General features: G+C 71.2%; 22 protein-coding genes. 12 read left to right on the top strand and 10 right to left on the bottom strand.

Going from position 1 to position 24,772, the window contains the following annotated elements; all coding sequences use genetic code 11:
- Positions 1-58: 58 nt before the first annotated feature.
- The 3 genes from EDD92_RS24735 to EDD92_RS24725 form a co-directional block, all read right to left on the bottom strand.
- The gene (locus EDD92_RS24735) at positions 59-1,405 is read right to left on the bottom strand and encodes a tetratricopeptide repeat protein (RefSeq protein ID WP_123966320.1); all 1,347 of its coding nucleotides are present in this window, start codon (positions 1,403-1,405) and stop codon (positions 59-61) included.
- Between the two features lie 276 nt (positions 1,406-1,681).
- Positions 1,682-2,341, bottom strand: a complete 660-nt coding sequence (locus EDD92_RS24730; protein ID WP_123966319.1) for a hypothetical protein — start codon at positions 2,339-2,341, stop codon at positions 1,682-1,684.
- Positions 2,342-2,468: 127 nt separating this feature from the next.
- Positions 2,469-6,230, bottom strand: coding sequence for a helix-turn-helix domain-containing protein (locus tag EDD92_RS24725; RefSeq protein WP_123966318.1), 3,762 nt, complete (start codon positions 6,228-6,230; stop codon positions 2,469-2,471).
- 209 nt (positions 6,231-6,439) lie between these two features.
- On the opposite strand from EDD92_RS24725, the gene EDD92_RS24720 reads away from it, so the two are divergent.
- The 4 genes from EDD92_RS24720 to EDD92_RS24705 all read left to right on the top strand — a co-directional run bounded on the left by EDD92_RS24720 (position 6,440) and on the right by EDD92_RS24705 (position 9,252).
- Entirely contained in the window at positions 6,440-6,658 is a 219-nt protein-coding gene (locus EDD92_RS24720) for a hypothetical protein (RefSeq protein ID WP_123966317.1), read from the top strand.
- 78 nt (positions 6,659-6,736) lie between these two features.
- Positions 6,737-7,513: an NPP1 family protein gene (locus EDD92_RS24715; protein WP_123966316.1), complete on the top strand. Its 777-nt coding sequence runs from the start codon at positions 6,737-6,739 to the stop codon at positions 7,511-7,513.
- Positions 7,514-7,749: 236 nt separating this feature from the next.
- Entirely contained in the window at positions 7,750-8,985 is a 1,236-nt protein-coding gene (locus EDD92_RS24710; protein WP_123966315.1) for an amidohydrolase, read from the top strand.
- A gap of 42 nt (positions 8,986-9,027) precedes the next feature.
- Entirely contained in the window at positions 9,028-9,252 is a 225-nt protein-coding gene (locus EDD92_RS24705; protein WP_123966314.1) for a hypothetical protein, read from the top strand.
- A 7-nt stretch (positions 9,253-9,259) separates the two neighbouring features.
- On the opposite strand, the gene EDD92_RS24700 is transcribed toward EDD92_RS24705, so the two are convergent.
- The 4 genes from EDD92_RS24700 to EDD92_RS24685 form a co-directional block, all read right to left on the bottom strand.
- The gene (locus EDD92_RS24700; protein ID WP_123966313.1) at positions 9,260-10,438 is read right to left on the bottom strand and encodes a hypothetical protein; all 1,179 of its coding nucleotides are present in this window, start codon (positions 10,436-10,438) and stop codon (positions 9,260-9,262) included.
- 69 nt (positions 10,439-10,507) lie between these two features.
- On the bottom strand, positions 10,508-11,167 hold the full coding sequence (locus tag EDD92_RS24695; RefSeq protein ID WP_123966312.1) for a hypothetical protein: 660 nt from the start codon (positions 11,165-11,167) through the stop codon (positions 10,508-10,510).
- Positions 11,164-12,120, bottom strand: a complete 957-nt coding sequence (locus EDD92_RS24690) for a WXG100 family type VII secretion target (protein ID WP_123966311.1) — start codon at positions 12,118-12,120, stop codon at positions 11,164-11,166. The genes EDD92_RS24695 and EDD92_RS24690 overlap by 4 nt, the downstream gene beginning before the upstream one ends.
- Positions 12,117-12,431 carry a hypothetical protein gene (locus tag EDD92_RS24685; RefSeq protein ID WP_123966310.1) on the bottom strand — a complete coding sequence of 105 codons (315 nt, stop codon included), beginning with the start codon at positions 12,429-12,431 and terminating at the stop codon, positions 12,117-12,119. The genes EDD92_RS24690 and EDD92_RS24685 overlap by 4 nt, the downstream gene beginning before the upstream one ends.
- A 237-nt stretch (positions 12,432-12,668) precedes the next feature.
- Between EDD92_RS24685 and EDD92_RS24680 the strand changes: the two genes are divergently transcribed.
- Positions 12,669-13,136: a hypothetical protein gene (locus EDD92_RS24680; protein WP_260326724.1), complete on the top strand. Its 468-nt coding sequence runs from the start codon at positions 12,669-12,671 to the stop codon at positions 13,134-13,136.
- Positions 13,137-13,223: 87 nt separating this feature from the next.
- Entirely contained in the window at positions 13,224-14,198 is a 975-nt protein-coding gene (locus EDD92_RS24675) for a hypothetical protein (protein WP_260326723.1), read from the top strand.
- Here the strand turns inward: EDD92_RS24675 and EDD92_RS24670 are convergent.
- Positions 14,181-15,518 carry a PLP-dependent aminotransferase family protein gene (locus EDD92_RS24670; RefSeq protein WP_123970521.1) on the bottom strand — a complete coding sequence of 446 codons (1,338 nt, stop codon included), beginning with the start codon at positions 15,516-15,518 and terminating at the stop codon, positions 14,181-14,183. The genes EDD92_RS24675 and EDD92_RS24670 overlap by 18 nt on opposite strands.
- 89 nt (positions 15,519-15,607) lie before the next feature.
- Between EDD92_RS24670 and EDD92_RS24665 the strand changes: the two genes are divergently transcribed.
- Entirely contained in the window at positions 15,608-16,354 is a 747-nt protein-coding gene (locus tag EDD92_RS24665; RefSeq protein ID WP_123966308.1) for an alpha/beta fold hydrolase, read from the top strand.
- 35 nt (positions 16,355-16,389) lie between these two features.
- On the top strand, positions 16,390-17,388 hold the full coding sequence (locus EDD92_RS24660; protein ID WP_123966307.1) for an endonuclease/exonuclease/phosphatase family protein: 999 nt from the start codon (positions 16,390-16,392) through the stop codon (positions 17,386-17,388).
- A gap of 76 nt (positions 17,389-17,464) precedes the next feature.
- Here the strand turns inward: EDD92_RS24660 and snpA are convergent, their stop codons facing one another.
- Entirely contained in the window at positions 17,465-18,151 is a 687-nt protein-coding gene (snpA, locus tag EDD92_RS24655) for a snapalysin (protein WP_123966306.1), read from the bottom strand.
- 211 nt (positions 18,152-18,362) lie between these two features.
- On the opposite strand from snpA, the gene EDD92_RS24650 reads away from it, so the two are divergent.
- The 4 genes from EDD92_RS24650 to EDD92_RS24635 all read left to right on the top strand — a co-directional run bounded on the left by EDD92_RS24650 (position 18,363) and on the right by EDD92_RS24635 (position 23,272).
- Positions 18,363-19,295: a LysR family transcriptional regulator gene (locus EDD92_RS24650; RefSeq protein WP_123966305.1), complete on the top strand. Its 933-nt coding sequence runs from the start codon at positions 18,363-18,365 to the stop codon at positions 19,293-19,295.
- A 117-nt stretch (positions 19,296-19,412) separates the two neighbouring features.
- Positions 19,413-20,843 (top strand): VWA domain-containing protein, encoded by a 1,431-nt coding sequence (locus tag EDD92_RS24645; RefSeq protein WP_123966304.1) that lies wholly within the window; start codon positions 19,413-19,415, stop codon positions 20,841-20,843.
- Between the two features lie 175 nt (positions 20,844-21,018).
- The gene (gene metG, locus EDD92_RS24640; protein ID WP_123966303.1) at positions 21,019-22,734 is read left to right on the top strand and encodes a methionine--tRNA ligase; all 1,716 of its coding nucleotides are present in this window, start codon (positions 21,019-21,021) and stop codon (positions 22,732-22,734) included.
- 61 nt (positions 22,735-22,795) lie between these two features.
- Positions 22,796-23,272: a hypothetical protein gene (locus EDD92_RS24635; RefSeq protein WP_123966302.1), complete on the top strand. Its 477-nt coding sequence runs from the start codon at positions 22,796-22,798 to the stop codon at positions 23,270-23,272.
- Between the two features lie 23 nt (positions 23,273-23,295).
- Here EDD92_RS24635 and EDD92_RS24630 read toward each other — a convergent pair whose 3' ends face one another.
- The gene (locus tag EDD92_RS24630) at positions 23,296-24,645 is read right to left on the bottom strand and encodes a polysaccharide lyase family 1 protein (RefSeq protein ID WP_123966301.1); all 1,350 of its coding nucleotides are present in this window, start codon (positions 24,643-24,645) and stop codon (positions 23,296-23,298) included.
- Positions 24,646-24,772 lie beyond the last annotated feature (127 nt).

Below are 24,772 nucleotides of genomic sequence, written 5' to 3'. Positions count from 1 at the left end.
GCCCGACTACCCCTGCCCAGGGGGGCGAAACGCCGTCCGTTGCCATCCCCGGGACCGGTCACAGAGGAGGCTGTGCGGGTGCGGGACCGAGGGTGGTGGTGCCGGGGGCCGTACGGTGGCCGAGCCCCGTGCGGTACGCGTCCAGGGCCGCCTCCACCCGGCCGGTACGGCGCAGCAGATCGCCGAGCAGCCGGCACAGGTCGGCCAGGTCACCGGCCGCGCCCGCCCTCTCCAGCATGCTCAGGGCACGGACGTAGTGCTCCTCGGCGGCCTCCGTGTCGCCGGCGTCCTCGGCGATGATGCCGAGCAGCCGGTGGGCCGCGGCGGAGTGCAGGGCGCCGCGTTCGGGGCCGAGAGCGTCGCTGAGCACGTCGTGCAGGAGGGCCGCGGCCTCGTCGGACTTGCCGCGCCGGTGCAGTACGTCGGCGAGCTCGACGGCGACCTGGCTGCTGTAGAGGGCGGCACGCCCCGCGGAGAGCATGTCGAGGGCCTGCCTCAACTCGGCCTCCGCGCGGTCGAATTCGCCGTTCTGGGCACACACATACCCGCGCATCCAATGGCAGTTGGCGAGTTCGGTGCGGATCTGGAGGGTGCGGTACAGCTCGGCTGCCTTGGCGAGGGAGGCGTCGGCCTCGGCGATGCGGCCCTCGGCGAGCAGGGTGCGGGCCACCGAGCGGTGCATACGGGCGACGAGCGCGGGGTCCCCGGACTGCGGGGCGAGGGTGAGCGCGAACTCGGCGGCCTGGGCGGCGCGGGCCTGGGCGCCCATGTCCATGTAGGGGCCGATGACGCTGGCGTAGAGGAGGAGCAGCGCATCCGGGTCGTGCAGTCCGCTGCGGTTCAGCTCGTCGAGGGCGGACTCCAGCAGATAGACGGCGTAGCGGAGTTCACCGGCCAGATAGTGGGAGACGGCCCGCCCGCGCAGGGCGGGTACGCGGGCCGGCAGCGGTACGTCGGCGAGTGCGCGCTCGGAGCGCTCGAAGTACTCCCGGGCGGCCGCCAGCTCTCCGGTGTCCAGGGCGCACTCGCCGAGCCCCAGCAGGGCGATCGCCTGGACGTCGACCAGTTCGTGGCTCTCGGCCTCGGCGAGCAGCGCGGCGTACTGCTCCGCCGCCTGCTCGGCCTCGCCGCCGGCGAGCGTGCGCTGCGCCTCGGTCAGTCTGAGGCGCAGGTCGGTGGCGAGGCGGGCCGGACGTCCGGTGACCAGCTCCTCGTAGGCGATCCCGAGGCGTTCGGCGATGTGCCGCAGCGCCTCCTCGGAGGGGCGGACCCGGCCGGCCTCCAGCGTGGAGATGTAGGCGGGGGTGTAGGCGGGCTCAGCCAACTGGCGTTGGGTGAGCCCGCGCTCGGACCGCAACTGCTGGACTCTGCGACCTATGGTCATCGGATCGTCACGGTCCGACACGACAACTCCCCCTGAACCTCTTGCCGTTGGCCCCCGTCGCCCCCTACGTTAAGCGGCGTCTTAAGCGCGTTTAATACAACACTGTTGAGACGCTGTTGAGAGGTTGCCGTGCTCCGACACATCTCCGAGCGTTACGCCCGAGGGTTCGGCGCAGCCCTCGTCGCAGTGGCCGCCCTGGTCCTGGCGGCCAACGCGGGCCCAGCCAAGGCGGCCGACGCGCGGCCGGCCGGCCAGGTACAGCAGGTTCACCACGGGGGCTAGGCCCTGGCCCGGTGGTCAGCAGTTCCAGGTCGCCCAGTACCAGTTGCCCTTCAGCTCGCCGTTTGAGAGGAAGACCGGGGTCTGGACGTCGATGCCCGGGAGGCCGCCGTTGTTGCCGTAGTACCAGATGTAGTGGCCGTGGTTGCGACTGCCGTAGTGGACCTCCAGCCAGCCCTGGGAGTGGTGGACGTACGGCGCGAACCACCAGGCGCCCCGCTGGCCGGCCGGGATGGTCGAGGTGTGGGTCTCGGTCGCGGTGTGGGCACTGCCCACCTTCCAGGTCTCCGTCTGCGAATCGCTGGCCTTCATTCCGGCCTCGAACGTGTTTTCGAAGCCGGTGGACACCTCCACGGACGTCGACTGCTCGAAGGCGTACTCGGTGCTCGTGGTGTTGGTGTCGGTACGGGTGAGGGTCACGGGCTGGTTGCTGGCGCAGTTGCTGATCACGTTGGAGGCCTGGCGCCGCTTGCCGAGTTCGGTGAAGGCGTCCTGCTCGTGGTACTGGCACGAATCGGCATTGTTGTTGTTGCAGTCCCAGATCACGTCCGGCGCGTCGTCACCCCAGCCGGGGGTGGTATTGGCGCTGGCCGTCCCCGCGGAGAAGGGGATCACCAGGAGAGCGAGGGCGGGGGCGAGGGCGGCCAGCTTTCCGCGGCCGGGCTTCTGGAGCTTCATGTGGGGGTTCTCCCGTCGAGGCTGTGTGGGGTGCAGCGACGGGATGATGATCTGGGCTGCAGAATTGTTCAGGCACCCCTTTCATCAGGGGAATCAAACCAAACAATCGCCGCTCGATCACCGGGTGTCACTCCCCGCACACCTTCCGGTACGCCACGCCCGGCAGATACGTCCGCCACTGGGCCCGGGTCAGGCCGTTCCCTCCCGTCCGCGCGCACACCGTCGCCACCGCCCGCGCCGGGTCGATGGGGTACCGCTGCAGCGGGACGTGGGCACTGCCCGCGTACACCGTGCCGCCGTCGGCGCTGAAGGCGACAGTGTCGATCTGCTCGCCGGACGTCGTCAGGGGGGAGCCCAGCGGCTGCTGGGTGGCGAGGTCCCACAGCTGGAGGCTGCCCGCCTCGCCGCCGACCGCGAGCGTGGTGCCGTCGCGGCTGATCGCGAGGGCGGTGACCGCCTCCGAGGTGTCGCCGAAGACCGCGTCGCCGATGTTCTCGGGGAGGGCGGCGAAGACGCTGGGCAGGATCCCCGACTGCTGTCGCACCTTCCCGTCCCACAGCCCCACCCGGCCGGTCTGGTCGCCCGCGGCCAGCATCGAGCCGTCCCCGGCGAAGGCGAGAGCGCCGATGCCCTCGCCCTGGACCAGGTCCCGGCCCGTGACCCGGCCGGCCGGCAGGGCGGCGACCCGGTTGTCGCCGGCCAGGGCGCTGCCGTCGCCGTTGACGGCGAGGCGGAGGCTGGACAGGGACTTGAGAACGGCCCTCCGGCGGTGGTGCACCAGGTCCCAGATCTCGTTGGTGGTGGTGCCGACGCCGGCTGTGCGGGCGGTGTAGAGCGTGCGGGCGTCCCGGCCCAGGGCGATGACCACCACCGAACCGGCCGATGTCCGGGTCGCGAGGTCGAGCGTCGTACGGACCCGGTGCCCGGTGACGTCCCAGAGCGTGAGGCGCTGTGCGGAGGTGTCGCTGCTGGGGGCCGCGGCGGTGTACGCCAGCGTCCTGCTGTCGGAGGAGAAGGCCAGCAGAGCGAACGTGTACGCGGGGACCACCGGGGAGGAGGGATCGCGGGAGACGGGGAGGCGCAGCTCGGGCAGGGTGTGCAGCAGCCGGCCGTCGGCGGTGTCGCGGAGCCGGACGGTGTAGTGGTCGCCGGTGGCTTCGGCGGTCGCGAGCGTGCGGCCGTCGGGGCTGAGCAGCACGTTGTCCTGCGCGGTGTCCTGCCAGTCGGTGGTGACGGCGGCCGGGATCCACAGCGAGTGCACGGTGCCGCCCTCCAGATAGCGCAGCACGGAATGCTTGTCGTCCCAGGCCAGAGAGCCGTACAGGTGCTGGTTGTGCAGGAAGTGCCGGTAGAGCGGGGCGTCTGCCTCCGGCCGCCACACCCTGACCTCCTGGCCGTCGACGGTCGCCAGGAGCCTGCCGTCCTTGCTGAAGGCGAGGGACCTCACCCCGGTATCCGTAAGGTCGGCCTGCTGCTTCCCGGACCTCACGTCCCAGACGCGGACCCCTGTCGAGGTCACCGCGGCGAGCCGCTGCCCGCCGACCCCGCCCAGGACCAGGTTCGACCGGTCCGCACCGCAGGCTCCGCTCTCCTTCTCCCAGTGCCCGTGCACGATGCGCCCGCTGCTCAGGTCCCGTACCTGCGGTGCCCTGCCGCCGACGGGGCAGACCGCGAGCAGCCGGCCGTCGGCGCTCACCGCGACGACGTTGTAGCTCGCCGCCTGCGTCCGGTAGCGCAGGCTGCCGTCCGCGACCGAGCGCACCTGGACCGCGGAGTCGTTCAGGTTGGTGACGACATAACTGCCGCCGGTGAAGTCGACGAGCACGTTCCCCGCCAGCCGGTCGGCGCGCCATCGCCCGGTGGCCGTGTCCCACAGCCGTACCCCGTGGTCCACGGGGACCGCCAGCAGCCGTCCGTCGGGGCTCGCCGCCTGCACCTTGCCGTCCACGGGCAGCCGTCCGGAGGCGATGCGCCGGTGATGTGCCACGTCCCAGGTGCGCCAGGTGCGGCCGTCGACGCTGAGCAGCGTACGGCCGAAGTCCGTCAGGTGGCGCACCGGCCCGTCGCCCGTCGCCGGGTCGCTGAAGGTGTCCGCCTCCTGCTGCCCGAGCGCGCCCAGCAGCGCCCCGCGGGTCTCCGGCAGGCGGGCCATGCGCCAGGCGGCGACGCCGAGCAGCTGGGCGGTGTGCGGGTCGGTCGTGCGCAGACCGTCCGACACGGAGGCGATCCGGCGGGCCGCGTCCTCGGTGCTGCGGCGCTCGTTGTCCCGGCTCTGTGTCCACGCGGACAGGCCGGCGACCAGGGCGATGGCGAGGACGGCCGAGAGCACGCCGACCGCGGTGCGGGCCCGGCGCGTGGAGCGGACGGCGGCCCGGCGTTCCGCGTCGCGGGCCGCGAACGCGGCGGTCAGGAACTCCCGCTCCGTCGCGGTCAGCGAGGGCTCCTGCGCGGGATCCGGGAAGTGCTCCTCGGCCCGGTCGAGCCGGCTGCCCCGGTACAGGGCGCCGGGGTCGCGGTCGTGCTCCAGCCAGGTACGGGCGTCCTCGGTCAGCGCCCGGTGCCTCAGCAGCCGCTCGCGGTCCTGCTCGATCCAGCCCTGCAGCCGCGGCCAGCAGGTGATCAGTGCCTCATGGGCGAGGTGGACGCCCTCCTCGTCGGCGGTCAGCAGCCGCGCCCGGGCCAGCCGCTCCACCACCACCGGCACATCGGGGTCGGCCCATTCGTCCAGTTCGGAGCGGGTGAGGGGGCGGCGGGTGTCGGCGGTGCCGCGGCCCGGCTCGATCATGCGCAGCAGCAGGTGGCGGGCCGTGCCCCGCTGCGGTGCGGTGAGCTGCCCGTACACCTCCTCGGCGCTCGCCGCGATCGCGCCGCGGACCCCGCCGGCCGCCTCGTACGCGGCCAGTGTCAGCATCCGGCCCTTGCGCCGGCGCCAGGTCTCCAGCAGGGCGTGCGAGAGCATCGGCAGGCCGCCGGGCTGGTCGAGGACCTCCTCGACGATCTTCGCGGTCAGTTCCCGTTCCACCAGGTGCCCGACCGCCTGCGCCGGTCCGACCACCGCGTCCCGCAGCTCGTCGGCGGTCATCGGGCCGACCAGGAGTCCGGCGCCGGACAGGGCGTCCGCCAGGTCGCGGTGCTCGGCGCAGCGGGCGTAGAAGTCGGCCCGTACGGCGATGAGGACCTTCAGCCTGCGGTCCGGGTCGCGGGAGGCGAGCAGCAGGTCGAGGAAGCGGGCGCGCTCGGTGCGGTCCCTGCAGAGGGTGAAGACCTCCTCGAACTGGTCGACCACCACCCAGCTCTCGGGGTCGCCCTCGGCGGGCGTGAGCAGATGGCCGTAGGTCTGCGCGGGCCGGTCCCCGGGAGTGAGGACGCGCAGCACCGCCGGCCGGCCGCGGCTCGCGATCTCGTCCCTGAGCCGCGGAATGAGACCGGCCCTGAGCAGCGACGACTTTCCGCTGCCCGAGGCGCCGAACAGCACCGCGAACCGGTGCTCGCACACCAGCCGGTTCAGCTCCTCGACCAGCCGCTCCCGGCCGAAGAAGAGCTGCCGGTCGTCCGGCTCGAACCGGGTGAGACCCCGGTACGGCGGCGGCACCTCCTCGTCCTCCTCCTCGCGCGCCGTCCCCGCCGCCTCGGCCTCCGCTTGCTTCCAGCGGGCCTCCCACTCCTCGGGATCAGCCCCGCACGCGCACGCGTACCCGCGGACGACGGCGAGCGACGGCAAGCGCTCTCCGGCCGCGGCCTGCGACAGCGTCGTCGCGGAGAACCCGGCGGTCCGGGCCATCGCCCGGTACGAGGGGCTGTCCGCGGCCCTGCGCAGCTCGCGCAGTTGATGCGCGAGGCGTTGTACGGGACCGGCCTCGGGATCCACGGGTCGTTCGGGTCGGCCCACAGCGCGCTCCCCTCTGTACCACTGCTCTGTACCACTGGCGGCTTTCGTACGGCTTTCGTACGCGCGTGGAGGGACGACAACCTAACGTCCGGACAAATAACGCGGAACCGCTTCACTGCAATTGATCGCTGTGACAAAAGCGACGTGCCAATCAACGTTCCGGTTGCGAACCTCGGTCGTGACGCCACAACCGAGGAGAACAGCACCCTGTGTACGGCAGCATCCTTCGCCATCTCGGCTTGTCGGCGTTCGTCTCGTCGGCCCTGGTCGCAGTGATCGCGGTGTCCGCGCTGTCCTCACCACCCGCCGCCGCCCCCGTCGTGCAGATTCGCCCTGAACGTGCCGCTCCGCCGACTGCCACCCCCTGCCCGGCGTTGATCAGTTCGGTGAAAATCCGTCTCGCGTTTGACGGAAAGCCCTTCCATTGAACTCTCAACTTGCCAGTCTTCGTTCCAGCCCTCCGGATGTCATGTCCGGAACGAGTGGACCGTCGACTGGAGCCCCCCATGCCCCGAGCAGTCAGCAGCGCCAGGCCCCACCGCCTCGCCAGGGCCGCCGCCGTCGCCGGCAGCGCCGCCGTGCTCGTCCTCGCCCTGCCGGGCAGCGCCTTTGCCGGTGTGCTGCAGAACCTGCCCGAGAACGCGACCTCGTTCGAGAAGAACTTCGAGCCGGTCTACGACTACGACACGGACAGCTGCTACCCGGCCGCCGCGATCGACCCGAGCGGCAACCTCAACGGCGGTCTGAAGCCGACCGGCCCGATCACCGGCGAGTGCCGCTCCGGCCACCTCGGCCACGCCGACACCTACTCGCGGTCCAAGTGCAACAACGGCTGGTGCGGGATCATCTACGCCAGCTACTTCGAGAAGGACGAGGCCTCCCCGGGCATAGGCCACCGCCACGACTGGGAGTGCATGGTCGTCTGGGTCCAGGACGGCGCATCCACCCCGGCGTATCTGTCCGCCTCCGCGCACGGCGGCTTCAGCACCCACCCGATCGCCGACGTCCCGATGAGCGGGCAGCGCGTCGAGGCCGTCTACCACAAGGACGGTGCGTCCACCCACGCCTTCCGCTTCGCCAAGTGGGGCGAGACGCCCGAGAACGACACCGGTGCCTGGCACCAGGAGAACCTGCTCAGCTGGTCCAACCTGGCCACCGGCCTGCGGGACAAGCTGAACGCCTCCGACTGGGGCAGCGCGAACTTCCCGCTCCAGGACTCCAAGTTCGCCGACCACCTGAACAAGGCCAAGCCGAGCGGCATCGCCTTCGACCCGTACGCCTGACCGGCGGGAGGCGGTTCCGCGGAACTGGTCGCCGCGGAATTGATTGCCCCCATGAACCGGGGTGCCGATCAACCCTCCGCCTGCCAGTCTCTTCACCGGGACCCCCCAACCGCGGCCGCCGACGCACACTCCCCCCTTCGCGTCGGCGGCCGCTTCGCGTGCGCCGAGGGTTGACCGACCCGGCCAAGCCGATTGATTCGCCGACCTGTACCTCGTGCGCCGCCTACGCTGCCTCCATGCCGTCTCCCGCCGCCCGCACCGCGCTGGACCTCACCGCCGGTCTCCCGGTCGCAGACCTGGAGGACCTCTACCGGGACCTGCACCGCCACCCCGAGCTGTCGCTCCAGGAGCACCGCACGGCCGGCAAGCTGGCCGAGCGGCTCACCAAGGCGGGTTACGAGACCGCCGAGGGCATCGGCGGCACCGGCGTCGCAGGCGTCCTCCGCAACGGCGAGGGCCCGACGGTCCTGCTGCGCGCCGACATGGACGCGCTGCCGGTGCACGAGGAGACGGGCCTGCCGTACGCCTCCTCCACACCCGGCGTGATGCACGCCTGCGGGCACGACCTGCATGTGACCTGGCTGGCGGGCGCGGCCGCGGCGCTGGCCGCCGGACGCGACACCTGGTCCGGCACCCTGCTGGTGGTGGGCCAGCCCGCCGAGGAGACCGGCCAGGGCGCGCAGGGGATGATCACGGACGGCCTCTACGAGCGCTTCCCACGCCCGGACGTACTGCTCGGCCAGCATGCGGCACCCGGACCCGTCGGCTTCTACGCCCACTCACCCGGCCTGATCATGTCGGCGTCGACGGACATCGACATCGTCCTGCACGGCCGCGGCGGACACGGCTCCCGTCCCGAGACGACCGTCGACCCCGTCGTCACGGCCGCCTACCTCGTCACCCGCCTCCAGACGGTCGTCTCCCGGGAGATCGCCGCCCGCGAGTCCGCCGTGCTGACCGTCGGCCGGATCGAGGCGGGCACCCGGCACAACATCATCCCGTCCGAGGCGCGCATCGCCCTCAACCTGCGCACCCAGTCCGACGAGGTGCGCGAGCGGATGATCGCGGCGATCCGGCGCATCGCGGCGGGCGAGGCCCTGGCCGCCGGCTGTCCGCGGGAGCCGGAGGTCACGGTCGGCGCGACCTTCCCGGTGACCACGAACGACGCCGACACCGACCGCCGGATCGCCGCGGTGCACGAGGAGGTGCTCGGGGCCGGGACGGTGCTGGACTTCGGTCCGGTGATGGGCAGCGAGGACTTCCCGCACCTGGCGCACGGCGGGATCCCGTACTCCTACTGGTTCGTCACGACCACCCCGGCCGACGTGTGGGACGCGGCGCCCGGCACCGATCTGATGGAGAAGTTCCTGGCGGTACCGAGCAACCACAGCCCGCACTTCGCGCCGGATCCGTCGACGGTCACGCCGGGCGTACGGACGCTGGTGTCGGGCGCGCTCGCGTATCTCACGTAGCTCGCGCATCTCACGTAGTGATCGCGCTCCTACACTCACCGCGTGAACAACTACAAGTGCACCTACTGCGGCACCGTCGGCCTGGTGGACGGTTTCATCGAGGACGAGGGCCAGGGCACGCACGGTTACGCGCGCTGGATCGAGGGCGCGTTGGAGCGGGGGCCCTTCGGGGGCGCCAAGCGGATGGGCCGGCCCCGGCGGCAGATCGAGGCGTACCGCTGCCCCCAGTGCGGACACCTGGAGCTGTTCGCCACCGCCGCGGTGTAGGGGCTGGTCAGCCCTGGGTCTGCAACTGCCGCAACTGCCGCTGCACATGGTCCAGCGCACCCTGCCTGCGCCCCGGCACCCGCGAGCGCAACTCGGCCAGCGACGCGCCGAGTTCACGCGCCGCGGCCGCATCCCGCACCTGCCCCCACTGGTGATGCGCCCGGTCCACCGCCGCCTCCACGGCGGGCGCGTCCGGCGCCTGCCCCGCCGCCAGCCGCGCGGCGGCCACCCCCAGCCAGGTCCGGCAGCTGCGCGCCGGATCCCCGGCGAACATCGCCAGATCCGCCCGCACTTCGGCCCAGTGCAACGCCTCCTCGGACCCGGGCCCGTGCGCGTGTACGGCCGCCTGCTCGTGGTGGGCGGCGAGGGCGTCGGCGTCAAAGTGGCGGCCGGACCGAACAGCGGCGGAGATGGCGGAGTGGGGATCGGTCACCTCACTGACCTGCTGCCCGTCGGCACCACTCGGACGCCGGTCGGCATCATTCAGCCCGTCCGGCGAGTGAGGACGAGATGGTTCAGGCCGATAGGGGGGTCTGGGGGCGAAGCCCCCAGGAGCAGCGCCCACCCCGAGTACAAGGTCCGCATGTCCCTCCGCGCCCACCCGCGCCAACGCCTGCTGGTGCAACTGCTCCACCGGCGGCCGCAGGCCACTCCGCAGAATCGTCGCCACGGCCTTCATATACGTCGGCACAGCCACCGAACGCCGCGACGAGGGCGGCGGCGCGACCCGGCCGTAGACGGCGTTGTTGCGCCCCGAGTCGAGCGGGTTCGCCCGAAGCCACTCCCAGGCCTCGGCATCCGCATGCAGGTCGAGGAAGAGCGTGGTGGAACCGGCCGCCCGCAGCCGCAGTTCCTCCCGTATCCAGTGCCACGGCAGCCCGGTGTAGCGCACCGTCGCGGGCGTCGTACGGGCGAGCGCCAGGTGTGGCAGCCGCTGGCGGCGGTCGAGCTGCAGCTGCCCGGTGACGAAGACGGTGAGCGGCCCCGGGGCCCCCGCGGCGGCCCGCAAACGGGTGAGCACGGCCTGCGGCTCCAGCGGGTCGGCGAGCTCGACGACGTTCGCCGTGTCCGTGCCGGACAGGACGGCGGGCGGGACGGCCGCGAGGACGGGGAGCACGGACGCCGCGTCCACCAAGCAGCCCTTGCCCGCCGGGGATGCGGCGAGCAACAGCACGGTTCCGGGCATCGTTCCCTCCCCATCCCCCGTCGATCACTTACGGCAGCACCGTAACCGCTGCGGGTGCAAAGGTGGGTGTCAGGACCGAAAACCCGGCGTCGGGCCGGCGGCAGCCAGGTACTGCCGTACGCCGCCCACCTGGTCCCGGCTGCCGATCGCGAGCGCGACCCAGGAGCCGTCCGGGAAGGCGAGGTCCACGCGGTTGCGGTGGCGGGCCGGGTGCGGCTCGCGGCGCAGGGAGAGCACTTGCCGGGGGTACTCCCCGTAGATCCTGGGGGTTTCGCGTTCCGGCGAGAGCGGCTTGCTGAGCAGCAGCACTCGGCGGTCGGTGAACGTCAGCAGGAAATTGCCGTTCCGGAAGGTCCCGCGCCCGTCACCCGCACGCACCGCGATCACAAAGCGGCCCGCGTCGCTCTCCCAGCCGCCCTGCCACACCCGGCCGCGCACCAGCCGCCGGATGCCGAAGCCTCCCCAGAACCAGTCCTCCAGCTTCTCCAGCGGGTACATCAGCACAGAACCCGCCACGGCCATCCAGTGGAAGGGAAGCAGCAGCACCCGCAGGCCGCGGAAGCTCCGGTCCTCCGTCCCGCTCCCCGGCGCACGCGGCGGACGATGGCGGCGCGGGATGCCCTCCGGCGCCAGCGGATCCAGCCCGGCGGAGAAGGCACGGTACAGCTGCTCACCGCTCAGGAGGCCCCGGGCGGCGTACTCCTGACGGCGTACGTCCGGTTCCGTCATCCGAAGTCCTCCTCGATGCTGCGCTTGTTCACCCGGTAGGGCTGCTCGTGGGCGAGCTGCTGGTCCCGCGCCTCGGCCTCCTTCACGGTGTCGCTCTGGAGCGCCTCCTTGACGGGCCCGGCCGGGTCGCCGGTGAGCCCGGGGACCTCCCCGAAGAGGGGCTTGAAGACGTGCTCCTTGAGCTGCTTCATGCCTTCGTGGTGAGCGGCCCACACCAGGCCCTTGTGCGTCCCCTCACCGCCCATGCCGCGCCAGCCGGACATCTTGCGGACGCCCTTGGCTGCCTTGAGCACGTCCTTGAACTTCGCCTCCCCCGCCCGCATGTCCTTCACGGCCTTCATCAGGTCGCGCAGTGCCGTTCCGAGCTTGGAGGAGACCTGTTCCACCCGCTCCACGTAGACGGCGACCTCGGCGTCCACCGCCAGTGCGTCCACCGCTGTGGCCAGGCCGGCCGTCAGCAGGTCGGTGATGAGTCCCGCGGCCACCGTCATGGCGATCATCTCGATCGCCTCGCGGATGATGGCGACGACGGTGTCCTCGGCGAGCTTGCACTCCTTCGCGGCGCTGTTGAGGATCTCCGCGGTCCGGCCCATGTCCTCGGCGGTCCGGTCGATGGCGTCGACGTACGCCCCCATGCCGTGACCGAAGGCCTCCGAAGCCTCCCCCTCCCAGTGCTCGGGGAGCTTCGCGGCGCCCATGCGCAGGGTGTCGGCCAGCGACTGGAGTGCCTTCGCCTGGCCGTGCCAGCTCTGCGCGGCGGCATGCAGCTGCGCCGGCATGCCGGTGACCTTCTCCAGCTGGTCGAGCATGCCGGTCGCCTCCAGGACGCCCCGGACGAGGTCGTCGATGCCGGCGTCCAGGCCGTGTTCCTGGCTGGGCTCCACGTCCTCCAGCGGCGGGAGCGGCGCGGGTTCCTTCTTCGTCCAGGCGTATGCCGCTGCCGTGTCGCTCATGCGCCGATGCCGTCCATCCCCTGGCCGAGGTCGTACTCGTTGCTCAGATACTGGCCACCGACGTCCTGAAGCCCCTTGGCCACATCGGCGAGGACGGAGACGAGGTCGCGGACGTTGTGTTCGGCGGCAGTGGCGTGCTCCAGGTAGGCGGAATGCAGCTCGTCGGAGTCCGGCAGCTTGCCGAACGCACCGCCCGGCACGGTGATGTGGGCGAGCGCGGAGGCCACCCGTGGAAGGTCGTCGAGGTGTTGCTCGGCCTGTGCCGCGTACTTGAGCAGCACGTCCGGGTCGACGTGGAAGCCGTCCCCCATGAGTCCCCCATTGTTTGCAAGTGCGTGCGTTGCTTCCCGGAGTCTAGGAACGCCCGGTAGCGGCCCCGCCAAGCCGTGGAAAAGGGAGATCCAATCCCGGTCAAGATCACGCAAAGATGTCCCTCGCTCGCCCCGGACGCGAACCGCACCCGGAACTGCCCCCGCCCACCGACTTGCCAGGCCCTGCCTCCAGGTGTGCTCTGGTAGGCAGGGGCGAGGAGAGAGAGGAGTGCTCTCATGGCTCAAGCGGCACCCACGTCCGGCGGAATGATGGGCAAGGTCAGGCTGAACCGCGCGGCCCGGCCCACTCGCACACCCGACCTGTTCGACGAGCGGGTCCATACCTTGGGCCGGTACGGGATCCCCGTGGTCCTCGGGCTCGTCTACGGCTTCTGGGCCGCGGCCAACCGGCGCGGCGGCGGCGACATCACCGGCTGGAACATCCTGTTCGGCTTCGTCACGGCGGCCGTGTTCATCGTGCTGTGCATCGCCGTCGCGACGTTCGCACCGCTGCTCAAGCGTGAACTGCACTCACTGGTGAAGTCCGGCTTCGCGGGCGCCGCGGTCGCCTTCCTCTACAGCCAGACCGGCGAGTCGGTCTACCGCTCGGTGGCCCTGGGCGTGGTCGTCACGGCGGGTATCTTCCTGGTGTTCTTCTACCGCTACTACACGCGGGAGGACGCCGTCGGCAACCGCATCCGCTGACCGGCCCCAGGGAGCGGCGCACCCGAACGGAACCCATATGGAGGCACCCCGCTCGCGGACCCCGCCCCCGGGCCGTTGCCTGGAGAGGTGGCCCCCAAGCGATCCGAGCGCCTGCGGCACGCCCTTTCGGCGGCACTGATCGCCCTAGCGTGTCTGCTGGCGCCGTGCGGCACGCTCGCGGCCTGGGCGGCGTACGACCTGGCCGACACGAGCCGCTACGTCACGACGATGGCGCCGCTCGCCGGGGATCCCGCGGTGCGGGACGCGGTCGCGGACACCGTCGGCGACGGGATCATGGAGCAGGTCGACGACCGGGGGGACGTACGGCCGCTGCGGGGCACCGTGCGCCCCTTCGTGCACGACGCGGTGCACTCCTTCACCGGAACCGAGGCCTTCCGCCTGGCCTGGGACTCCGGGAACCGGGCGGTCCACGACGCGGTGCTGCGCGCCCTGCACGACGAGAGCGACGGCGACGTCACCGTCGACCTCGCCCCCGTCACCGCCCAGGTCAAGCGTCAACTCGCCGTGGACCACGTCCCGTTCGCGAACCGCATCCCGGTCGAGCACACCGAGGTCTCGGTACTCCCGGCCCGGGAAGTGGACCGTCTCCGGAAGGGATTCCACGTGCTGGAAGTCGCCGGTTTCTGGCTGCCCGTGGCGGCCGTCGTCTTCGCCGTGACCGGGATCGCCGTCGCCGCCTGCCGCCGCCGCGCGGTCACCGCGACCGCCCTCGGCACGGCTCTCGGCGGCGCACTCCTCGCCCTGGCCGTCACGATCGGCCGCCACCTCACCCTCGCCGACCTCCCCGACGAGACCCAGCAGCCGGCCGCGGGCGCCGTCTACGACGCCCTCACGGCGACCCTCCGCCAGGCGTGCTGGCTGCTGATCGCCCTGGGCCTGACAGTCGCCCTGACCGCATGGCTGGCGGGGCGCTTCGCGCCCCGAAGGGGGGCGAAGCCCCGAAGGGGCGCGGGGCGGCGTCGATCTGCGGCTCCGCCGCGGGGCGCGACCAGCCAGGACGAAGCCGCAGACGCATCACCAGACCTACAACGGAGCCCTTAGCGCCACGCTGGCAAGCAGGCGCAGTGCCCGCTCCAGATCAGGCAAGGCAGCCGACGCGAGACCAAGCCTGACCGCATCCGGGGTCCGCTTCGAGTCGACCACAAAGGCAGTCCCCGGCGTGACGGCGACCCCATGCACGGCCGCAGCCGCCGTAAACGTGTCCGCCCGCCACGGCGCAGGCAGCTCCCACCAGGCGAAATAGGCCCGCGGATCGCACCGCACCCGAAAGCCGTCGAGGTGCTCGGCGACCAGCCGATGCCTGCGCGCCGCATCCTCCCGCTTCGCCGCCACCAGCCGCTCCACCGTGCCGTCCCCGATCCACCGCACGCCCGCCTCCAGCGCGAACCGCCCGGCGCTCCACCCCCCGGACCGCACGGCCGCCGCCACCGCCTCCACGCGATGCGCCGGTACGACGAGAAAGCCGGCCGTGAGCCCGGGTGCGACCCGCTTGGAGAGGCCGTCGACGACATGCGTGAGGTGAGGGGCGTAGGCGGCGAGAGGGTCGGCGGCCTCGGCCGGGTCCGCGAGGAAGGACCAGATGCGGTCCTCCACGACAGGGATGTCCAAGTCCGCAACGGTCTCGGCGAGTTGGCGCCGTCGCGCCTCGCCCGTCGTCACGGACGTGGGGTTGTGCAGGGTCGGCTGGACGTACAGCGCCGACAGGGGAGCGGCCCGGTGGGCGGCCGCGACCGACTCCGGACGCAGCCCGCCCTCGTCCGCGTCCAGCGGGACCAGCCGGACGCCCAGCCGGCCCGCGATCTCCTTGACCAGCGGATACGTCAGCTCCTCGACCCCCACACGGCCGCCCGGCCGGACGAGGGAGGCGAGGGTGGCGGCGATGGCCTGGCGGGCGTTGCCGGTGAAGAGCAGCCGGTCGGGGGCCGGGCGCCAGCCGGGGGTGGCGAGCAGGGCCGCCACGGCCTCGCGGGCCTGCACGGTCCCGGCGGCGGGCGCCGGGCGCAGGGCCTCGGTGAGGACGTCGGGGCGCAGCATCGGCGCGAGGGCGGGGGCGAGCAGCTCCGACTGGCCGGGCGCGGAAGGGTAGTTGAGCTCCATGTTCACCGGGGCCGCGGTCGCCGGTTCGACGAGTGCGCGCCCGGCGGGTCCGCTCCGGGCGGCCCGTACGAAGGTGCCCCGGCCGACTTCGCCGACGACCAGCCCCCGCCGCACCAGCTCGCCGTACGCCCGCTCCGCCGTGGAGGCCGCGATCCCGTGCCGCCTGGCGAACTTCCGCTGCGGAGGCAGCCGTTCGCCCGGCCGGAGGCGTCCGGCGGTGATGTCTTCGGCTATGCGGTCGGCTATCCGCCGGTACGCGTCCACGAGGCCCCCTGTTGTTGCTGTTGTCGGCATTGCACCGAGGGCAAAGATCTTATTGCACTGAGGAGTTGGGCCGCTCTAGGGTCGAGTTCATGCCATTTCCGCTGGTCCTCGTCCACGGCCACCCCTTCGACCACACGATGTGGAACCCGCAGCGGGAGGCGTTCTCCGGCTCCCGCCGGGTGATCTCCCCCGACCTGCGCGGCTACGGCGCCTCCCCCTCGTCGCCGGAGGTCACGCACTTCGGCCAGTTCGCGCAGGACCTCGCGGCTCTGCTGGACGAGCTGGGGGTTCAGTCGTGCGTGCTCGCCGGTCTCTCCATGGGCGGCCAGATCGTCATGGACTTCTACCGGCAGTTCCCCGCCCGCGTCCGCGGTCTGGTCCTCGCCGACACCTTCCCGGCGGCGGAGACGTCCGAGGGCGTCGAGGTCCGTCACGCCATGGCGGAGCGCCTGCTGCGGGAGGGCATGCGCGGCTACGCCGACGAGGTGCTGGAGAAGATGGTCGCGCCGTACGCCTCCGCCGAGGTCAAGGCGCATGTCCACCGCATGATGACGGCCACCCGCCCGGAGTCCGCCGCGGCGGCCCTGCGCGCCCGCGCCGCCCGCCCCGACTACCGCGAGCTGCTCACCACCGTCACGGTCCCGGCCCTGGTGGTCGTGGGCGCCGACGACACCTACACCCCGGTCGCCGACGCCGAGGCGATGCACACGGCGCTCCCCGACTCGACCCTCCACGTCATCGAGGGCACGGCCCACATGCCGAACCTGGAGCGGCCGAAGGAGTTCAACGAGGCACTGGAGAGTTTCCTGGCGCGCATCGACTCCGCCGGGGGATGATTCGGGCATCCCACTCGTGAGCGGAGGGCCCGGCCTTGGACACTGCGGCTGCCGAGTGGACCGCTGCGCGTGAGGACGAGCCGGTACGGCGGGGCGGGCGGCGCTTCGCGGCCTGGTGCGCGGGGCTGCTGCTGGCCGCGGTGAGCGTGGTCGTCGGCTGCCGGGCCGCCGACAGCGACGGCTTCACCCCGGTCCCCCAGGTCCTCGCCTTCCTGCCCTGGCTGCTCGCCCCCACCGGGCTGGCCCTTGCCCTCGCACTGCTCGCGCGCCGGCGCCTCTTCATGGTCTGGGCACTCGTCGTCCTCGGGCTGCTGGCGTGGTTCATCGAGCCGTACGGGAAGACGGACGAGCCCGGCGGCACCCCCGTCGCCGAGTTCAGGGTGCTGACCTCGAACGTCGAGTTCGGCCGCGGGACGGGCTCCCTCGTCCCCGAGATCCGGCGCCACAAGCCGGACATCGTGTTCGTGGAGGAGTGCGAGTACACCTGCCAGGCCCGGCTGAAGCAGGACTTCGGCGCCGACTACCCGTACCGGCAGGCCGTGGCGGCCGGCGGCAGCCGCGGCTCGATCATCCTCAGCCGCTTTCCGCTCAAGGTCACGGCGGGCGTGACCGGGACCATGGGCATGCCCGGTGCCGTCGCCGAGGTGCGCGGGCATGCCGTACGGCTTCAGCTGGCGCACCCCATGCCGCCGCTGCCCGGCCAGGTCGGCCTCTGGCGCCGGGAGCTCGGGCGGCTGCGGGACGCTGCCGCCGCCGCCCGTATGCCCATGGTCCTGGCCGGCGACTTCAACGCCTCCCAGGACCACGCGGCCTTCCGCCGCATCCTCGACGCCGGTATGAGCGACGCCGCCCGGCTCGCGGGCCACGCCCGCACACCCAGCTGGCCCGCCCGCACGGCCCCGACGTTCGGCGCCCAGATCGACCATGTGCTCGTCTCCCGGGACTTCTCGGCGAGCAGCGCCCGCTTCCTGGACCTGGCCGACACCGACCACCGCGCGCTGCTCGTGGACGTCACACTTCACCGGCGCGGATGATCCGGCCGTGCCCGGAACACAGGTGGGTGCGGCCGCCCTGTGCAGGAGGGCGGCCGCACCGTGTGGGGAGTGGCGGCTAACGCGTGCTCTTGTTCAGGGACTTGTCGCTCAGGGACTTGCCGCTGATGGCCTTGTCCAGCGCGGCCCGGAACCCGTTGGCCCACAGCTGGTCGACCTTGGCGCGCTCATTGGCGTCCGGGTTGGTGTTCGTGCAGGACGGGCCCGGGCCGCCGCCCGACATCAGCTCGCTGCACGGCCCCTCGTAGTGGTCCGGCAGACCGAGGACATGGCCGGTCTCGTGGGCGGTGACGCGGGTGGAGTCGTACTCCTTGTTCTGCGCGTAGTCGAGGAAGACATAGCCGCCGCCGTGGCCGTCGGTCGAGGCGTACGAGCCGCGGGAGTCGTTGCCCTCGCGGTAGCTGAAGTCGGCGCCCGCGGAGCCCGCCTGGAGCTTCACGTTCGACACCGCGCCGTTCCAGATCTGGGCGCTGCGGGCTATCTCGGCGCTGAACGTGGGCGCCGCGGAGGCGTCGTAGGTGACCGTGACGGCGGCCGCGCTGTTCGGGTGGGCGGCTCGCTTCTCGGCGACCGACTTGAGGACGGCCTGGAAGAACGCCTGGTTGGCCCTGGCCTCCGCGGACGAGCCGGTGTAGCCGGAGTAGGGGGCGGGAGCCGGGGCCGCGGCGGCCGGAACCGCCGTACCCAGGCCGAAGACCGCGAGGCTGAGGCCGACGGCGGCCACCGCCCGGGTGGATATGGGCATGACAGACACAGAGGTGCGCTTGCGCATCGATGACTCCTAGGTGGGGGGTGAGTCGTCGAAGCTGAGTTTCGGCCCCTGTGGAACCGCTGTGATGATGGCAACCGGCGATAGCACGCCCGTATCACCACGCACCGAAACCCCCAATTCCCGTCCCTCGGGAGTGATTTGTGAGGCTGGTGAAACCTTGGGTTCCGCTTTACGCTCCGAGGGCATGAACCTAGAGGTGAGGCACCTCCGCGCGCTGTGCGCCATAGCCGACACCGGCAGTCTGCACCGCGCCGCCCGCCAACTGGGCGTCGCCCAGCCGTCGTTGAGCACCCAGCTGCGCCGTATCGAGCAGGAGCTGGGCGGCACCCTGTTCGTCCGCGCCCGCACCGGCTGCCGGCCCACCCCCCTGGGCAGCCTGGTACTGAGCCGCGCCCGCCCTCTGGTGGCCGAAATGCGCTCCCTGGTCAGCGAGGCGAGGGCCGCGGCGACCGGGGGCCCCGAACTGCGCGTCGGCTCCACCGCCAGCAAGGCCCTGGCGGGCTGGCTCCGCCGTCTGCGCGCCCGCGGCCAGGACCCGACCCTCCACATGAACGTCTCCCCCAACGCTCTTCTGCGAATGGTCGCCGACGGCCAACTGGACGTGGCCTTCGTGCACGAGGTCGAGGGCAGCCCCTTGCGCATCCCCGAGGGCCTGCACCTGCGCACCCTGGTCGAACGCGAACCCCAGTTCGTCTACCTGGCGGCCGACCACCCCGCAACGGCGCACCCCGTGGTCCACCTCTCCGACCTGGCCACCGACCGCTGGATGATCGATCCGACAGTGGACGGCGAATGGGACGCGGTCCAGCGCATGTTCCGCACGGCGGGCATCAACCCGCACGTCCTGCACGGCGACTACCACACGGCCGCCGCCCTGGTGGCGACCGGCGAGGTGGTCACCGTCTGCCAGCCGACCGCCGTCTCGCATCCCGACATGGCGGTACGGCGCCTGCAGGGCGATCCGCTCGGTGTACGCCTCCTGCTGGCGGCCCGTACGGAGACGGACCTGGACGGCGCCCTGCCCGCACTGGAGGAGGCGTACTGGGAGTCGGCCCGACAGGCACCCGCGTACCGGGAGTGGCTGGAACACGAGGCGTCCCCGTTGACGCGTGGTTGACACGAGTGGCCGCACTGTCCCCTGACCCTGCCCAAGATCACCATCTGGGGCCGCTAACCTTACGTGTCCGTCCTGGCCAGGGATTGACGGGATCAACTCACGCGAAGGGTTGCGAACATGGGCATTCTCACTCTCCTGCGGAACGCGTTCGGCAGGTCACGCAAGGGGCGTGCCGCCGAAGCAGAGGGTGCGGACCTCACCCCTTCGCACACTCCGGAACCGACGGTCCCGGCACCCTCCCCCGAGCCGCAGCCGACATCATCTGCGCAGGTCCCGGAACCGCGCTCGTCGTCCCCTGAGGACCAGGACGAACACGACCTGGTCTCGGCGGCCTTCGACAACGTGACGGTACCGAGGCCGTCGGAGCCCCTGGACACGGCACCGAAGACCGAGCCGGAGGCAACACCCCACCCCGAGAACCAGCCGGAACCGGCCACAACTGAGCCTGCCACCGAGCCGCAGCAGACGGCAGAGGCACCCTCGGAGCCGCAGCCGGAGCCGGACCCGGAGCCGATGGCGGAAACCGCCCCCGAGCCGGAGCAGACCCCGGAACCGGTGGTCGCCGAGGAGCCGGAGCAGACCCCGGAACCGGTGGCCACCGCGGCCGTGGCGGACGAACCGGCGGCCGCCGACGGCGAGGAAGCCCCACAGGGGCCACCCGCAGCCGACGACGAAAGCAGCACGGGCGGTGCGGGTGGGAACGACTCCGCCGAAGGCGAAGCCGAGGCGGAGCCCGAACCGACGGCGGAAGCCGAGGAGCCGGTGGCCACCGCGGCCGAGGCGGACGAGCCCGCGGCCGCCGACGGCGAGGAAGCCCCACAGGGGCCACCCGCAGCCGACGACGAAAGCAGCACGGGCGGTGCGGGTGGGAACACCGAGGCCGAAGGCGAAGCCGAGCCCGTGGCCCCCGCGGATGCGCCGGAGGCCGACGCCCCGGCCACCGCCCTGGCGAAGGCCGGCCTCACCACCGCCCGCGCCAAGGTCTACCTCGTACTCGACCGCTCCGCGAGCATGCGCCCGTACTACAAGGACGGCTCCGCCCAGGCCCTCGCCGACCAGACCCTCGCCCTCGCCGAGCACCTGGACCCCGCCGGAAGCGAGAACGCCTCCGTCCACGTCGTCTTCTTCTCCACGGAGGTCGACGGCACCACCGACCTCACCCCGGCCTCGCCCGAGACGGCCATCGACGACGCCCACGCCGGCCTCGGCCGCATGGGCCGTACCAGCTACCACGCGGCCGTGGAAGCCGTACTGGCCCACTACGACGCCAACACCCCCGACGCGAAGACCCCCGCCCTGGTGATCTTCCAGACGGACGGCGCACCGGATGCGAAGACCCCCGCCACCCAGGCCCTCACCGACGCCGCGAAGACCCACCCCTCGGTGTTCTTCTCCTTCGTCGCGTTCGGCGACCACGACAACAAGGCCTTCGACTACCTCCGCAAACTGAAGACCGACAACACGGCCTTCTTCCACGCGGGCCCCACCCCCCTGGAGCTCACGGACGCGGAGCTCTACGACGGCGTACTGATCGACTGGCGCCCGTAATCCCGTAGAACATCACTGAATCGAACACCACCGAATAGATCACCACCGAATAGATCACCCGGGCCGCCCCTTCCCACCCCGTAAAACGGGAAGCGGGCGGCCCACCCATGTCGGCTACGATTTCAAGGTTCGCAAAGAACCAAGAACCCGAATTCCGACCTGGGAGCAGCCCCCGATGGCTCGACACCTCATCACCAGCGCCCTTCCGTACATCAACGGAATCAAGCACCTGGGCAACATGGTGGGGTCCATGCTCCCGGCGGACGTGTACTCCCGGTACCTCCGCCAGCGCGGCCACGACGTCCTGTACATCTGCGCGACGGACGAGCACGGCACGCCTGCCGAACTGGCGGCCAAGGAGCAGGGCCTGCCCGTGGACGAGTTCTGCGCCCAGGCGCACGACGCCCAGAAGGCGGTCTACGACGGCTTCGCACTCGCCTTCGACTACTTCGGCCGCAGCTCCTCCCCGCAGAACGTCGAGATCACCCAGCACTTCGCCCGCCGCCTCAACGAGAACGGCTTCATCGAAGAGCGCGCGATCCGCCAGGTGTACTCGCCCGCCGACGGCCGCTTCCTCCCGGACCGCTACGTCGAGGGCACCTGCCCCCACTGCGGCTACGACAAGGCCCGCGGCGACCAGTGCGAGAACTGCACCCGCGTCCTTGACCCGACCGACCTGATCAACCCGCGCTCGGCGATCTCCGGCTCCACGGACCTGGAGGTCCGTGAGACGAAGCACCTCTTCCTCCTCCAGTCCAAGCTGGAGAACGAGGTGCGCGAGTGGGTGGCCCGCCACGACAAGGACTGGCCGCAGCTGGCCTCCTCCATCGCCCACAAGTGGCTGACCGAGGGCCTGCACGACCGCGCGATCACCCGCGACCTGGACTGGGGCGTCCCGGTCCCGGCCGACACCTGGCCGGAGCTGGCCGCGGAGGGCAAGGTCTTCTACGTCTGGTTCGACGCCCCGATCGAGTACATCGGCGCGACGAAGGAGTGGTCGGACCTCGACCCGGAGAACCGCGACTGGAAGTCGTGGTGGTACGACGTCGACACCGACGTCCGGTACACGGAGTTCATGGCGAAGGACAACGTCCCCTTCCACACCGTCATGTTCCCGGCCACCGAGCTGGGCGTACGCGAGCCGTGGAAGAAGGTCGACTACGTCAAGGCCTTCAACTGGCTGACGTACTACGGCGGGAAGTTCTCCACGTCCCAGAAGCGAGGTGTCTTCACCGACCAGGCCCTGGACATCCTCCCGGCGGACTACTGGCGCTACTTCCTCATCGCCAACGCCCCCGAGTCGGACGACTCGTCCTTCACCTGGGAGCACTTCACGGCCACGGTGAACAAGGACCTGGCGGACACCCTCGGCAACTTCGTCAACCGCGTGCTGTCGTTCTCCAAGAAGCGCTTCGGCGAGGAGGTCCCGGCGGGCGGCGAGCCGGGGGAGGCGGAGCGGAAGCTGGGCGAGCAGATCGCGGATCTCCTCGCCGAGTACGAGTCGCAGCTCGAGTCCCTCCAGTTCCGCAAGGCGGCCGCGGCCCTGCGCGCCCTGTGGTCCGCGGGCAACTCCTACCTGGAGGAGAAGGCCCCCTGGCTGGAGATCAAGACCAACAAGGACGGCGCGGCCCTCACCCTGCGCACGGCGATGAACCTGATCCACCTCTACGCGGTGGTCTCGGAACCGTTCATCCCGACGACGTCGGCCGCGATGCGCCAGGCCTTCGACCTCCCGGAGGACACCGCGACCTGGGTCTCCCCGACCGACGCGAAGTCCCTCACCGCCGTTCCCGCGGGCACGCCCTTCACGGTCCCCCCGGTCCTGTTCGCCAAGCTGACGGACGAGGATCTGGAGACGTACAAGGAGCGCTTCGGCGGCGAGCCCGAGTAGGAACCGTGAGAGACGGGGCTCGGAAAGCCGTTCGGCTTTCCGGGCCCCGTATTGTTCCGCCATGGCAGTGCCTGAAATCGTTCCGATCGCCTACGTGCCCAAGCACCGGACCGAGTCCATCGGCCGGTACGCGCAGGGGCAGTTCCTGGCATCGATCACCTATGCCTTCCCCCAGGGGTTCCGCCCCGACGACGGCTGGGAAGAGCACAAACGTCTCTACACGGTGCTCCACACCTTCGACGCCGAGGGCGAGTACCGCGACTCGGAGATCTGGTGTGCCGGCACCTGGGCCGAGCAGCAGCGCAATCCGCACGGCGACGACTCGGTCCTCACCCGCGCCCGGGTGCACCTGGCGAAGCTGCTGCGCAGCCTGCCCCGGCGCTCCTACACGGACATCGCGATACGTCCGTTCCAACTCACCGTGGACGGCGTGCTGTTCGGCCTGGTGACCGGCCAGGACGAGGAGGGCAGCTGGGCCGAGCTCTACCCGGACCGTCTGTTCTTCGCCTCGCCCTGGGACGGCTCGTACGACACCTAGGCGCTGGTACGACGCTCCAGGCGCTAGGAGAGCACTCCGGCGCCCGTGGTCGTCGCCAGCTCCGTCAGCAGGTTCTTCGCCGAGGACTCCAGGCCGGCGGTCAGCGTCGGCTTCCAGTTCACCGTCGTCCTGATCTTCTTCGAAGAGGCGGCGTTGTACGCGGCCACGAGGTCGGTCGTGGTGCCGTTGACGAGGTTGCCGCTGCCCGCGATGGAGCCGGTGCCGTCGCCGCTGACCAGCTTGGAGACCTTCTGGGAGGTCGGGATCCTCCAGTAGTTGGCCTGCGCGACGACCTGGGCCCTGGCGCGGGAGTTGATGCTGTACTGCAGGGTGTAGCCGTTCAGGGGCGCCGTGTCGTACACGTTGTTGTAGATGTGGATCTGGCCCAGGCGGGACAGCGGGGCGCGCTGCACGATGCCCTTCCACACGTTGTGGTGGATGGAGACGCGCAGCTTGCCGGTGCTGTCGGTGTCGCTGGAGCCGATCAGCATCGTCTTGTCGTGGTTGGTGAACTGGTTGCGCTCGACGGTCACCAGGTCGGAGCCCTTGGTGATGTCGAGGGCGCCGTCGTGCACCTGGTACTCGCGGCCGTAGTACTTCCGGTTGGTGCGGTCGAAGTGCCCGGCGTCGGTGAAGGTGTTGTGGTCCGCCCAGACGTGCGTGGCGCCGCGCAGGGTGACCGAGTCGTACTGCGAGTTCCAGTTGCCGCTGTCACCGTCCGTCGGGTCCCACTGCGGGAAGCAGTCCTCGGTGTCGGAGAAGGTGAGGTTGCGGACGATGACGTTGTCGACCTTCTGGATCTGAAGCATGCCGCCGGTGATGCCGGCCTTGGTGCCGGGCACGCCGACGATCGTGGTGTTGGCGGGCACCTTGAAGACGGCGTTCGCGGCCTGCTTCTTCTGCGCGGCGGCCCGCGCCGTCTCCTGCGTGCCCGAGGGCAGCTTGGAGCGGCCGTAGGTGGACGGGTCGAAAGCCTTCAGGTACGCGGAGAGCGAGTAGCCCGTCCCCGACGCGTAGTCGGCGCAGGTCAGCTTCTTGCCCGCGTCATTGGTGTTCGCGTCGATCGTGCCCTTGATCCTGATGATCCGCGGGGTGGTGTCCGAGACGGAACCGAGCGCCTTCACCAGCTGCGCGCGCGTGGAGACGGTGAAGGTGTGCGCGGAGTCGGCCTTCGCACCGCCAGTCGTACCCGAACCGGAGGACGCCCAGCCGTCCTTGGCGGCAAGCGTCCGGTGGTACAGGTCGACGGTGGTCGTCCCGGCGTTCGCGTTCATCACGACGACACCGGCACCGACACCGGCGGCCACGACGGCGGCGGAGACGACGAGGGTGCGCCGCCTGCGGAGGGACCGGCGGTGGGAAGCAGAGGCCACGGGGATTCCTTACGAGCGGTTGTGGGACACGTACGGTCGTGAAGCACCGGTGAAGGCGCTCATGTCCTCAAGTGGCCGCTGGGATAAGGGAGGTTGCCGGGGCGTCAGGGATTTTTCCCGCCCGTCC

The sequence above is a fragment of the Streptomyces sp. TLI_185 genome (assembly GCF_003814765.1).
Classification (GTDB): domain Bacteria; phylum Actinomycetota; class Actinomycetes; order Streptomycetales; family Streptomycetaceae; genus Streptomyces.
Note: the sequence above shows the minus strand (reverse complement) of the source record. Positions and strands in the feature narration are given on the sequence as shown.